We start from the raw sequence: 12,687 nt of genomic DNA, 5'->3' as shown, positions 1-12,687 counted from the left end.
GAACCATGAATTATTTCTTGCTGGCGGAAACCGACTTTTTCCGCCTGATAAACGAAGCCGGCGACTGCAATATGGAAACGGCATACACGGCTTTCGCCACCCAAGTGATCGAACTGTGCAACGGCGGCATGGACATGAACCTTACCGTCATCGCGCTTGCCTACATCGAAATCGAGTTGCAGCACCATCCCGTACGTAATCTGTCAGAAGAAAAAAGAGAGATTGCCGCCTACGTCAGCAAGGCTCTGTCTTTCGTAAGAAAGATGCAGAAATTCCTTGCCACGCCCCAAGTGCCACCACTAATATCCGCCAACAACGCAACAGAAACCACCGCCAGCCTTCTTCAATGGACGGGCAATGCCATCGACCTCGTGGAACTTATCTACGGCATAGACGTGATGGGCTGCATCAACAACGGCAATATGCCGCTCAAACAGCTCGCCCCACTTCTCTATAAGATATTCGGGGTTGATTCTAAAGACTGCTACCGCTTCTACACTGATATCAAACGCCGGAAGAACGAAAGCCGCACCTATTTCATTGACAGGATGCAGGAAAAACTGAACGAGAGAATGTTGCGTGATGAGGAGTTGGAGCGGATGAGAAAATAAAAAAATATCCATTACATATGAGAAGACAGGAATACTCGTATCCTGTCTTTTTATTTTCATTTAATTATATATTAATTAGCACAATATATGTGAGTTTTTCATTCCTATAAGGACAAATTTCAGAAACGTATGTCTGGTAAATTATTGAGTCATCATAGTATGAACATATATCATTACTAAAAACAATGAAACAACTTCCATAAGATTGTGGTTGTAAAAATCGCCATTTAATAGCCCGTTTTTTTTGTAAAATTCGCCAATTAAAAAAATATGATTATCTTTGCATTATATTTTATAAGGTATGGAAACAGTAAATAGAATACTTCAAGAGAAGATTACAGCACGAATCGCGCCCAATAAAGCAGTACTGATTTTTGGTGCTCGCCGTGTTGGTAAAACGGTAATGATGCGTAAAATTGTGGACAACTATTCAGGTAGGACGATGATGCTCAACGGCGAAGACTACGACACATTAGCACTATTGGAGAATCGCTCAATAGCCAATTATCGGCATTTATTGGATGGTATTGATTTGCTGGCTATTGATGAGGCACAGAACATACCACAAATCGGTAGTATTCTGAAGTTGATAGTTGATGAAATACCGGGAATAAGTGTCTTGGCAAGTGGTTCTTCGTCATTCGATTTGCTGAATAAGACTGGTGAACCGTTGGTCGGCCGCAGTACGCAATTTCTCCTTACACCATTCTCGCAACGGGAAATCGCACAGACGGAAACGGCACTTGAAACCCGCCAGAACCTCGAAGCGCGCTTGATTTACGGTTCCTATCCCGAAGTAGTAATGATGGAGAACTATGAACGTAAAACAGACTACCTACGTGATATTGTCGGTGCATACCTGCTTAAAGATATCTTAGCAATTGACGGCTTAAAAAATTCGAGCAAGATGCGCGATCTACTGCGATTGATAGCTTTTCAGTTGGGCAGCGAAGTTTCTTACGAAGAGTTAGGTAAACAACTCGGCATGAGCAAGACGACCGTTGAAAAATACCTCGACCTATTGGAAAAGGTCTTCGTTATCTATCGTCTGGGGGCTTATTCGCGTAACCTACGCAAGGAGGTTACAAAAGCTGGCAAGTGGTACTTCTACGACAACGGCATTCGCAATGCCATTATCGGGGCTTTCTCACCGCTGGCCATTCGGCAGGATGTCGGTGCGCTGTGGGAGAACTACATCATCGGAGAGCGGCGCAAAGCGAACTTCAATGAGGGACTGCACAGGGAGTTCTATTTCTGGCGCACCTACGACAAACAGGAAATCGACCTGATTGAGGAGAGTGCCGACAGTCTTACCGCCTTGGAGTTCAAGTGGGGAAATAAAATGCCGGCCGCACCGAAAGCCTTCCAAGAAGCCTATCCCTATGCCGAGTTTCATGTGGTAAATCGGGAGAATTATTTGGAGTTCGTATAATCAATAAATTACGTATATGGAAACAAAACTACAATCCAAACAGCAATATCCGCGGTTTATCCAAAATAAACCGTGTGGTATTGACAAATTCGATGGAGGTTCGCAAGAAAGGTTGGCAAAAACTATTGCTCGCCATTTTTGTCAGAATGATTCATTGGATGAGGAATGTACTTTACCTCGAATTATCGGCATCGAAGGTATTTGGGGATCTGGAAAATCCAACGTGGTTAAAATGTTGGAACGTGAATTATCAGACGACTATTACTTTTTTGAGTATGACGCATGGGGACATCAAGAGGACTTGCAACGCCGCTCTATATTGGAATTGCTTACAAGCAAACTTATTGATGATGGTATCCTATCTGGAAATGCAACAATAAAAGTCAAAGGTGGAGGTACGAAAACCGTATCATGGTCTGAAAAGCTGAAATATTTATTAGCCCGTAAAACGGAGACCGTAACCGAAAAATATCCCCTTATCAGTAATGGTATGGTTGCGGCATTTTTGGTTGCAGTTTTAACTCCGATATTTACATTTATTGCGTATGCAGTAAAACCTACACCCACAACATGGTGGTTTTCTTTATTGTCTATTATCATAGCTGCACTGCCAGTTCTTATTGCATTGTGCGTTTGGAAATGGGCATATAGCAAAGATCATAAATATGGATGGAGTTATATGTTAGCTATTTATCAAGATAAAGTCGAAAAGGACGTTTGCTATGAGACTTTGAGCGAAGACGAACCAACGGTTTACGAGTTCAAAACATGGATGCAAGACATTTCTGATTTTATCAAGGAAAAAGGACAACGTAAATTAGTCCTTGTTTTTGACAACATGGATCGTCTCCCCGCTGAAAAAGTAAAAGAATTATGGTCTTCTATCCATACGTTCTTCGCCGATAGCGGTTTTGAAAATGTTTGGGCTGTTATTCCTTTCGATGAAACACATTTAGCTTGTGCATTCGGAGATGAGACCGACGAACAAACGAAACAACTGACCAAGTATTTTATCAATAAAACTTTCCCTATTGTTTATCGTGTTGCTCCTCCTGTTATTACCGACTATCGAAGTATATTCAACAAACTGTTTGTTGAAGCATTTGGAGAAACAGAAAATGAAGCGAAAGAAACTATAAATCGGATATTCAGATTGGTAAATCCTAATGCCAATGTTAGGGAAATTATATCATATATCAATGAGATGGTCGCTCTTAAACAAGAGTGGTGTAACGAAATTTTGATGATAAACATAGCATTGTTCTGTTTGAAGAAGACGGATATTCTGGCAAATCCAGTAGAACAAATATTGTCCGGCGACTATCTGAATGGCATTTAAACAATAATTAACAATGATCTGCAAACACAACGCGAAATTGCAGCTTTGGTATATGGTGTCGATGTTGAAGATGCTCGACAAATTCCATTGAAAAAATATATTGAAGGCTGCATCAACGGAGAAGAAGACCACGACATAAATCAATATGCAGAGACTAATAAACAATTTGACACTGTATTAGAAGAAGTTATACAATGTATGGACAATGCGCTTATCGATAAGATTATACATTGTTTGCATAAATTAACTCGAAAGAGCGATGTTATTCTGCGTGTATGGCAAAGAATAGCACAATTGAAATTAAAAGAATCCATAGAGAAGCAGGTGTTCCCTGTCGAATACCAAGAACTGCTGTTGCATTTAGACACGGAAAGCCAAAACCATGTGATTGCTCAATTATATAAGAAGATAGTTCGGTTCAATGACTTCAATGGCGGCGACTATTTCAAAACGTTAGATGCAATAGACAGGTTTATTGCGCAAAATAAGTTGGCGTGCGATTTTACGTCATTGATTGAAGCAAAAACAGTCAAGCCAAATACATTTATCGATTATATTCAAGCTGCAAATGCAACAGATGCTGCCTATCGGGATAACGCGACAACTAAAGCATATAAATATTATCAAGTAGCAACAAATTCGGAGGCGCTCGATAATTATTTGGCAAACTTACTACCCGATAATTTCGACCATGCAGATATTGTAAAAACGTTAAAAGATAATTCTACCTATACGTTTCCAACGCTTTTGCAAGCGATCACGAATTGCATTGATGAACAGAATGTAAATAAAGATAATATAGGGGCTATATTTACAACCTATCGTTTATTGGCATCTGACGAAGAAAGACCTTTACCTGTAACGTTAGATTCAACCTACATAAATCAGTTGCATTCTGAATTAGAAACTGATGGCCGAAACATTAAAGAGTCTGGATATTACGATTTAGTCGCCATGCAATTGGCACATGGTCATTCCGTTTCCTTAATAGAGGGTGGAGATATAAAATATGTTGCAGAACTCATGGACTATTATGTGGATCATGGAGACTTATTAGTAAATAGTGTGGGATGGAATATACCGCTATTAAATGAAACACTACAATACATGGTAAATCATAAACTTGGCTATAAATTATTGCTCTCAGACATATTGCCCCAATTTGAAGATATTAAGAACAGAATAGGTGTAACGGATGAGGTATTTATCGAGCATTTAGCAGAGTGGAATACCGATTTGGATAAGTATATCACTAAGAACAATATTAAAGATGTAATTCCTGACGCATCTTTTTACGATTTGACCACTAAAATAAGCAATGTCCTGACCGATCATATCAATAAAATAGCGTTCGAAGCGTTGTCTGAAATAAGTGTTGATACATTATACGCCCAAAGAACAGCACATACATCATATTATTGGTTTGTCGCAATAAAACATTTACTGGCTAAAATCAAATCCTTGCCAGATAACTTGACTGAATTTGGCAAAAAGATTCTGATGGATATTGCTTCTGGAACTCAAAGTTTGAATCCTTTCCCTAATTGTTTCAAGAATATAGTTGAAAGATTGGATAAACGAAAAATTAAATCGACAGTTACCGATATAAGAAATGATTTCTGCATCGGTAAAAAGACTATCAATGCAATAAAGTTTCAATTTTTCGAAACATGGCTTAGATCGCATGGTAATTTGAAAAGTCAAGCTGGAGACGTTATTGATAAAATAGTGAAACCTGTAATTTCCGATGGGGCATGCCGTTCATTGATTCTGCAAAACAAAGATTTTTATATGGATTTAATAAATACAGCAGGGGATGATGCTTATGAATTGAAAAAGAGTCTCCGAAACCTCATACAAAAAGATTCAGATCCGCAATTGGTTAAATTTGTCAATTCGATAGATTCAGTACCTGAGGTTGAAACCGCGTAAGTATTTGTCTAACAAGTCCGAATTTTACGATTTTACCCGTCAGAACTGAAGTGCCCCCCAAAAAAATTGTATCCAACTTTTGGGGGTCACTTCAAACTTCGATAGGGATAATTTTCAATTTTGGGGACTTGTTAGACAGTCTCATTATCTGGTAGCAGTTTACACAGCACCGGATCGTTTTTGATACGCTCCAGTTCCTCCTGCACAATCTGCTTCACCTCTTCCTTGATGCGCCGGTAGTTCGCCTGCACCGTTTCCTTCATGCGGTCGTTGCCGTCCTCGTCCGTGAAGTTTGTAATGACGGGAATTTTCTTGTAGGCACTTTCTTCCCGTTTCACCTTTTCGGCATCCACCACAATCTCGCAATGAAAAATCTTCTGCTCGATACGCTCGTTGAAGTTGTCGGATACAGAACCGACAAACATTCCCTGCGTAAGCCCGGAAATCTTACTCGGTGGAATGAGCGCGTCCATCTGCGTGTTGATGGAGGTGGAAACATCCTGCCGGTTGATGGAGATGGACTGCCGTTTCTGCAACACCTTACCGAACCGCTCGGAGAGCGTCTTGGCTGTTTCCCCCACCACCTGACCGGAGAAAATATTGCCGACAGTGTTCATCACCACTTTCGCCTCTTTGTCCCCGTAGTCACGCACTAACTGGCTGAAATCCTGAAAGCCCAGACACACGGCAACCTTGTTGCTTCGGGCGGTAGCTATAAGATTGTCCAACCCTTTGAAGTATATTGTGGGCAACTCGTCGATGATGACCGATGACTTCAGCATCCCCTTCTTGTTGATGAGCTTCACGATACGGGAATTATACAGACCGAGTGCCGCACCGTAGATATTCTGACGGTCGGGATTGTTACCCACGCAGAGGATTTTCGGCTCTTCGGGATTGTTGATGTCCAGCGTAAACTCGCTGTCTGACATCACCCAGTAGAGCTGCGGTGAAATCATCCTCGAAAGCGGGATTTTTGCCGACGCTATCTGACCCATGAGCTGCTCCGCAGCCCCTCCAAGCCACGCATCCATGAACGGCGAAAGGTAGTTCTCCAGCTCCGGATAAGAGGTCAGTATCGGAAATATATCCTCGTAACGGCGGTTCAGAAACTCGATAGCATGGGGAAACGTGCAAAACTTCCCGTTCTGATAGATTTTGAGATACCAGATAATACTGGCAAACAGAATGATAGGTGACTCCACGAAGAAGTCGCCCTGCTTTTGCACCCACGTTTTATTGAGGTTGAGCATTATTGTGTAGGCACTCTCATAGGCATCCGTAATATCTTCCATAAAATCCGGGTGAATGGGATTGCACCGATGAGAGCGTCGCGGGTCGTCGAAGTTGATCACATAGAACTTCGGCTTTACCTTGTAGCCGTCCGGGTGGTTCAGCAAATGGTTGTAGGCAATAGTAGATAGGTCGGGATACTTGAAATCGTAGATGTATTGACTAAAGCCCTTTTCAATCTGTTGCTTGATAAAATTGTTTACCACGGCATAGGACTTGCCGCTGCCCGGCGTACCCAACACGATGGACGCACGGAAGGGATTAACTACATTGATCCAACCGTTGTTCCAGCGTTTCCTGTAATAGAAACGTGTCGGCAGATTGACCGAATACTCGCTTTCGATAAGCCTCGTTTCCTGCATGAAACTCTCGTTCTCGTTGTTGAAAACATCCTCCATCAAATTGTGTTTCAACAGGCGGCTCATCCACAGACCACCCATCAACAGGCAGACATAGCCCGTTCCAATGGTAAGGACATACAGTCCCGTCACCGCTTCAAGCGGCAGCGGCAGGGGCAGCAACCACCAGTTCAGGAAAAACAGCACGAACCCGACGGCAAATGCTGTCCAGATTCTCCCCCAAGTGATTTTCTCACCCTTGACACCCTTCGTACCCAGACAGGACAAGGCAAGCAAAAGGACGGAAAACAGCTTCGTGTAGAGAATGGAATGGAACAGCCCCGCCGTGCGGTCGAAGTTCAGAAGGATTTTGTCCACCACGCCGATGTTCACGCCCCACAGCCGGATGGCTTCGTAGCAGAACCAGTACACGTTCATGACCACTAAAATGATACTCACGGCACGCAGAAAATCCATGATTTTCGCCAATGCCCTCAAATCGTCTTCTTGTTGTGACATACATTGATTTTTTAATTGTTGATACTCTGATTACATACCCAAGCCCTTGCGTTTTTTCTTCTTTTTGCGCTTCATCGCCCGGATGAAAGCCTCTTCCTCGGCATCTACCGCCGGACCTTCGGGAGTGAGCAAGCCCATACCGCCCGATATATCTTCACTGTCGTAGGCGGTCTGCCCGTGTGCCTTGTCCGCAGCATCCACAGGGATGGATAGCGGTATCGGCGGTTGTCCGGCGTATGGCAGGGTGAAGTGTTCCTGCAAGGCATTCGCCGAAAGCTCCTTACCCATGCGCGAACCGTTCAGCACGCATCCCGTGCGGTGGTCGATGAAGGTAGCCCCATAGATGCGCCCTTCCTCTGTGTAGCGCAGTACGGTGTCGATGCCCTTCTCTTTGAGTTGGGATACAAATTTGTCCTTGTCATAAGTGCCTTGCAGCACGGAAAGGACGGTGCGTTTCGTCATGTCTGCCAGTTTCCTATCCTTGATTTCCGATTTGGAACGGACAAACTTCTTCTGTACGGCTTCATAGCCTGCGGACTTCCCGAAAAGCGAGGATTTGAACGGGTTGCCCACCTTGTTACCCTTGTCGTCCGTGACGGAATAGACCAGCCCGTGATACTCCCGTCCGCGCACGTTGCCCCTCGCTTCCTCCACCGTCATATTATATAAGGAAAGGAGCGCACGGTATTCGCCCATCGTCTGGAAACGGTACTGCCCATTCAGAGCCTTCACGGTGTTGCCTACCTGCTTCTTCACATCACCTGCCGATGCGGCCACCTTGCGCAACGGATTATCCAATCTCTGATTTTTACGTTCTGCCGGATGCAATCCGTACTTCTGTTCCAGTTCCCTGCGGATACGGTCGCTGCGGCGGTAGAGAAAATCCCGGTTGAGCCTTTTCCCGTTCTCGTCCACGTTGACCGTCACGATGTGCAGGTGGTGGCGGTCGATGTCCTCGTGCTTGAATACAAGATAAGGCTGGTTTCCGAAACCGAGTTTTTCCAGATACTCGCGGGCGATATTCTGCAACTCAATATCGGTCAGCACATCCTCCGGGTGCGGGTTGAGAGAGATATGCACCACCGGCTTCTCGATCTTCATCTGCGGTGGCAGGAAGGTGAGAAAACCCTCCATCGCCTTGCCTATGTCCACCGTTCCCGAACCGTCATTGTAGATGCGGTTGGTGGTGAGAAGCCGCCCCTGCGCCTCGTTAATCTTCTCCCCGTTGTAGGCAATCGCGCCGTACAACGAACTTCCTACACTGATTTTTGCGACCATTTTGCCTCCATTTCCCTTGAAAGTTCCACAATCCGGCGGCTCAGTTTCACGAGTTCGACGGTGTGTTGCTCTAATTTGTAGAGCAACGCCATCGCCTTTTTCTCTGAAAAATGCAGCCTCAGTTCCTTCACGACTTGGTTGTAATTCGTACCCACGGCACGGAATTGTGCATGAAAATCCGACAGTTTGGTGTAATAGTCCACCAACGTCTTGTCCACCTTCAGCACCTTGAACGGTTGCCCGAAGAAGTGCGCTTTGAGGAAAACAGACCGTGCATAGACACCCGATTTTCCGAACATGGCGAGGAAACGGTTGTGTTCCTCCTCGTTGAAACGGACGGTGTACCGGTACACCGCCGGATCAAGTTTGGGATTTCTCCCTGATTTGCTTTTCCTTTTCTCTTTCATATTACTTTGGATTTAGCGGATTGACGGCATAAGCCGCCGCTTCGGATTACAGCACCGCAGTTCTGAAAGGCTTCCCGACTTCGGAGGGAAAGCCCGCCCCCTGCAAGGGCAAGTGCTTTTCGTGGCTGCTCAAAATATTTTGAGCGGCTGAAAAGACATCTTGCTATGTTCAGGTGAACATAAAAATCCGTCGGGGACGGATTGGGGATGATTCCTTTCAAACTCCGGGCTGCGCTACCTGCGGCGTACCCTGCCGTTCGGGTGCAAAGTTACGCCCTTAAGGCGATGTCCGACAGAGGCTTGACCCGGACAATCAGTGCCAACCGGCGCAACGTGCTGCCACTTGCCGGAGAAGTGATACAAGTTCCAAAATATCCTTGTTTATTTGCAGTGTGATTCGGATGTGGGACTGAAAATACACTCCTTCCGCCGGATGTTCGGACAGCAATCCGGGCATCAATCCAAACGGTTGAAAACAGGTGTATGTATTCAGATAGTTTTCCAAGCACACGTCCGTGCGGACGGATAAAAGCATGGACGGTTGGACAAACCGATGAATACCCGCAGGCACAGCCGGATTAAGGAGTGAATAAATAAATGAATGGGAGTGCGTGCGTACGTACTAATGACAATACGCTACCGCCACCGGACAGATGTATAACCAAATAAATTATCAAAAAAATGAAAGAAGCAACTTATGTGGCAATCTCCACGCAGAAAGGTGGAGCGGGTAAGACAACCCTGACAGTGCTTGTAGCAAGCTATCTGCACTATGTGAAAGGCTACAACGTAGCCGTGGTGGACTGCGATTTCCCGCAGTACAGTATCCATGACATGCGCAAGCGTGACATGAAAGCCGTCATGGAGGACGGGCATTACAAGGTGCTGGCGTATGAGCAGCTCAAACGACTGAAGAAGAACCCGTACACCATCAGATGCAGCCGTGCGGAAGATGCGGTAAAGACCGCCGAAAATCTGGTGGCAGCGCAGCCCGACCTCGATTTCGTGTTCTTCGACCTGCCGGGAACAATCAACAATGCCGATGTGGTGCAGACCATTTCCCAAATGGACTATATCTTCACGCCCATCATCGCCGACCGTGTGGTGATGGAGAGTTCCATCAAGTTCGCCACTGTCATCAACGAACAGATGATAAGCACGGGCAAGTCCGGCATCAAAGGGATTTACCTCGTGTGGAACATGGTGGACGGACGCGAAAAGACTGAACTTTACAAGGCATACGACAAGGTCTGTGCCGAGTTCGCCCTGCCCATTCTGGAAACACATCTACCGGACAGTAAGCGCTTCCGCAAGGAGACGGCGGCAGAACGCAAGGCGGTATTCCGCTCCACGGCGTTTCCGGCGGACAAAATACTGGTACGCGGCAGCAACCTCGACAAACTCGTCGATGAGATTCTCGGCATCATCAAAAACTGAACGGCATGGCAAAGAAAACAAGAATCGAGGACATCGACAGCGAAGCCGTAATCAACTCATTTCGACTGGACGATACAAGCATTCCGCCGGAAGCGAGAAGCACGGACGGGAACGCTCCTGTCCCACCTCCGAAAGAAGCGATACAAGAAGCCGTTTCTCCACCCGCCTCGCACTCCAAAGAGGAGCCGGAACGCAGGCGCAGGAACAGCAAGCCGGAAAAATTGGATTATGACACAGTATTCATATGCGGTTCCAATATCACGGCAAGGCTCGGCAAGCAGGTCTATATCCGCAAGGAGTACCACGACCGCATACAGAAGATGCTTCATGTAATCGGAGGCAACGAAGTGACTATCGCGGCATTTCTTGACAACGTGCTGACACACCATTTCACGCTGTTCCAAGACGAGATAGCCGAATCGTTCAAACGGCACATGGAATCCTATAATTTATAAACACTCAAAAACAACAAAGAAGTATGAAAAGAACAAATAAGAACCGTCAGGCTGAGTATCTGCAAACAGGAAAGAGTGAAAGAACCGCTGTCCGTGCAGCAAAGTGTGTAACCGACTACGGGCATGAAAATACCGACGTTGACTTCCGCAAGGATAAAGGCAGAGACAAACCGCTCTCGACTTTCCTGCAAGCATCGGAAATCAAAACGCGGCAATGTATATACATCAGCCGAGAAATTCATGAGAAAGTCGCTATCGTTACCAGTCGGATGGGAAACGGTTTGAGCATCGGCAAGTTTGTGGATAACATCCTCCGCGACCATTTCCGACAATACGGGCAGCAGTACATGGAACAGATTGAAAACGCCCAAAAAGTAAGATTATGACAAAGGCGTTTTTAATCGTATCGGTTGCTTGCAACGTGTGGTTTCTGTTTCTGCTGTTCTATGACCGCATCATGGACATGAAGCTCATCCGTTTCTTCAGACATATTGCCGGGCTGTGGCGGTCATTGGACAGTACGGTGGCAGAGCAAGGAAAGGATAAGGAAATACCTCACGCAGACACCTCGGACATCATTGGCAAGAGCCGTTTCAAGATGGCATCGACCCGGACAACCGCTGCCATACCGACGCAAGAAGCCGCCACTTCGGAAAAAGGCATTGAGCTGTCGGAGGAAGAGGCTACTTTTGACGACGGAAACACGGAAACCGTCTCACGCCCGACACAAGTACCGGAGGACAAACTCGATGAAACCTTCACGAGCATCCCGCCCTCGGAACTGGAGTACGGAGAAGATGAACCGGAGGATGAAGAACCAGACAAAAAGCAGGCTTCGGGAAGTAGCTTCGAGGATATTGACATGGCAGTACACACCATACGGAAGGAATCACCATCCGATGAGGAAATGCGACACGCCGGAAAGGTCATGACGGAACTGGACGGGACAGAGCTTTTCACAAGAATAACGGAACGCCTGACCGATGAAGCAATGAGCGAGAGGATTGCAAAGGCGATGGCAGTTTTCGTGGACACGGTGAACATGACCGTGACACAACAAAAGGAAAAGGTGTTCGTGATTCCCGACAACATCGAGGAGTTCGACTTCCGAAACTATGTATAACAACTAAAAAAGAATGGAAATGAAAACGTAAAATGACGACACCCACGCGCACGGCGGTACAAGGTACAGCCAACCCGCAACGGACAGCCCCAAGTCCGTAGAAACAAACGGGCAACCACTAAAACCAAAGTAAAGTAATCAAGTATCAACCGCCCGAAAAAGGACTATCCACCCTTTGGACGGCACAAAAAAGAACAGTTTATGAACAAGAACATCAGACAAAAGTTAATCATCGCTGCGGCACTTATGATTGCCGCAACCGCCTCCGCTTTCGCACAGGGAAACGGTCTGGCTGGCATCAACGAAGCCACCTCTATGGTGAGTTCGTATTTCGACCCCGGCACGAAATTAATCTACGCCATCGGCGCGGTAGTCGGGCTTATCGGTGGCGTGAAAGTGTACGGAAAATTCTCGTCCGGAGACCCGGACACCTCGAAGACCGCCGCCTCGTGGTTCGGGGCTTGTATCTTCTTGATTGTCGCCGCCACTATCCTGCGCTCATTCTTCCTTTAATAAACAATGT

The 12,687-nt window shown here is 45.9% G+C and carries 11 protein-coding genes and 1 pseudogene; 8 read left to right on the top strand and 4 right to left on the bottom strand.

Going from position 1 to position 12,687, the window contains the following annotated elements:
• Positions 1-5: 5 nt before the first annotated feature.
• From PGR91_RS03520 to PGR91_RS03510, 3 genes and pseudogenes are all read left to right on the top strand, one after another.
• Positions 6-611 carry an RteC domain-containing protein gene (locus PGR91_RS03520; protein WP_004304269.1) on the top strand — a complete coding sequence of 202 codons (606 nt, stop codon included), beginning with the start codon at positions 6-8 and terminating at the stop codon, positions 609-611.
• Between the two features lie 301 nt (positions 612-912).
• Positions 913-2,043, top strand: a complete 1,131-nt coding sequence (locus tag PGR91_RS03515; protein ID WP_004291480.1) for an ATP-binding protein — start codon at positions 913-915, stop codon at positions 2,041-2,043.
• A gap of 16 nt (positions 2,044-2,059) precedes the next feature.
• A pseudogene (locus tag PGR91_RS03510) lies at positions 2,060-5,314 on the top strand (P-loop NTPase fold protein).
• Positions 5,315-5,445: 131 nt separating this feature from the next.
• Here the strand turns inward: PGR91_RS03510 and mobC are convergent.
• The 4 genes from mobC to PGR91_RS13505 all read right to left on the bottom strand — a co-directional run bounded on the left by mobC (position 5,446) and on the right by PGR91_RS13505 (position 9,598).
• Entirely contained in the window at positions 5,446-7,464 is a 2,019-nt protein-coding gene (mobC, locus tag PGR91_RS03505; RefSeq protein ID WP_004291482.1) for a conjugal transfer protein MobC, read from the bottom strand.
• 30 nt (positions 7,465-7,494) lie between these two features.
• Positions 7,495-8,742 (bottom strand): conjugal transfer protein MobB, encoded by a 1,248-nt coding sequence (mobB, locus tag PGR91_RS03500; RefSeq protein WP_004291483.1) that lies wholly within the window; start codon positions 8,740-8,742, stop codon positions 7,495-7,497.
• The gene (mobA, locus tag PGR91_RS03495) at positions 8,721-9,149 is read right to left on the bottom strand and encodes a conjugal transfer protein MobA (RefSeq protein ID WP_004291488.1); all 429 of its coding nucleotides are present in this window, start codon (positions 9,147-9,149) and stop codon (positions 8,721-8,723) included. The genes mobB and mobA overlap by 22 nt, the downstream gene beginning before the upstream one ends.
• Positions 9,150-9,418: 269 nt before the next feature.
• On the bottom strand, positions 9,419-9,598 hold the full coding sequence (locus PGR91_RS13505) for a hypothetical protein (protein ID WP_074668551.1): 180 nt from the start codon (positions 9,596-9,598) through the stop codon (positions 9,419-9,421).
• Positions 9,599-9,830: 232 nt separating this feature from the next.
• Between PGR91_RS13505 and PGR91_RS03490 the strand changes: the two genes are divergently transcribed.
• The 5 genes from PGR91_RS03490 (at position 9,831) to PGR91_RS03470 (ending at position 12,677) form a co-directional block, all read left to right on the top strand.
• A complete protein-coding gene (locus tag PGR91_RS03490) occupies positions 9,831-10,586 on the top strand; it encodes a ParA family protein (protein WP_005643916.1) in 756 nt (251 codons plus the stop codon).
• A gap of 5 nt (positions 10,587-10,591) precedes the next feature.
• Complete coding sequence (locus PGR91_RS03485) at positions 10,592-11,041, top strand: DUF3408 domain-containing protein (RefSeq protein ID WP_004311202.1); 450 nt, start codon at positions 10,592-10,594, stop codon at positions 11,039-11,041.
• Positions 11,038-11,427 (top strand): DUF3408 domain-containing protein, encoded by a 390-nt coding sequence (locus PGR91_RS03480; RefSeq protein ID WP_299338276.1) that lies wholly within the window; start codon positions 11,038-11,040, stop codon positions 11,425-11,427. The genes PGR91_RS03485 and PGR91_RS03480 overlap by 4 nt, the downstream gene beginning before the upstream one ends.
• Positions 11,424-12,164, top strand: coding sequence for a hypothetical protein (locus PGR91_RS03475; protein ID WP_032595736.1), 741 nt, complete (start codon positions 11,424-11,426; stop codon positions 12,162-12,164). Before PGR91_RS03480 ends, PGR91_RS03475 begins: the two co-directional genes overlap by 4 nt.
• 201 nt (positions 12,165-12,365) lie before the next feature.
• Complete coding sequence (locus tag PGR91_RS03470) at positions 12,366-12,677, top strand: DUF4134 domain-containing protein (protein ID WP_004311205.1); 312 nt, start codon at positions 12,366-12,368, stop codon at positions 12,675-12,677.
• The last annotated feature ends 10 nt before the right edge of the window (positions 12,678-12,687 follow it).

The sequence above is a fragment of the Candidatus Alistipes pullistercoris genome, assembly GCF_027665465.1.
Lineage (GTDB): Bacteria > Bacteroidota > Bacteroidia > Bacteroidales > Rikenellaceae > Alistipes_A > Alistipes_A hominis.
This window is presented reverse-complemented; position numbering and strand designations above follow the sequence as displayed.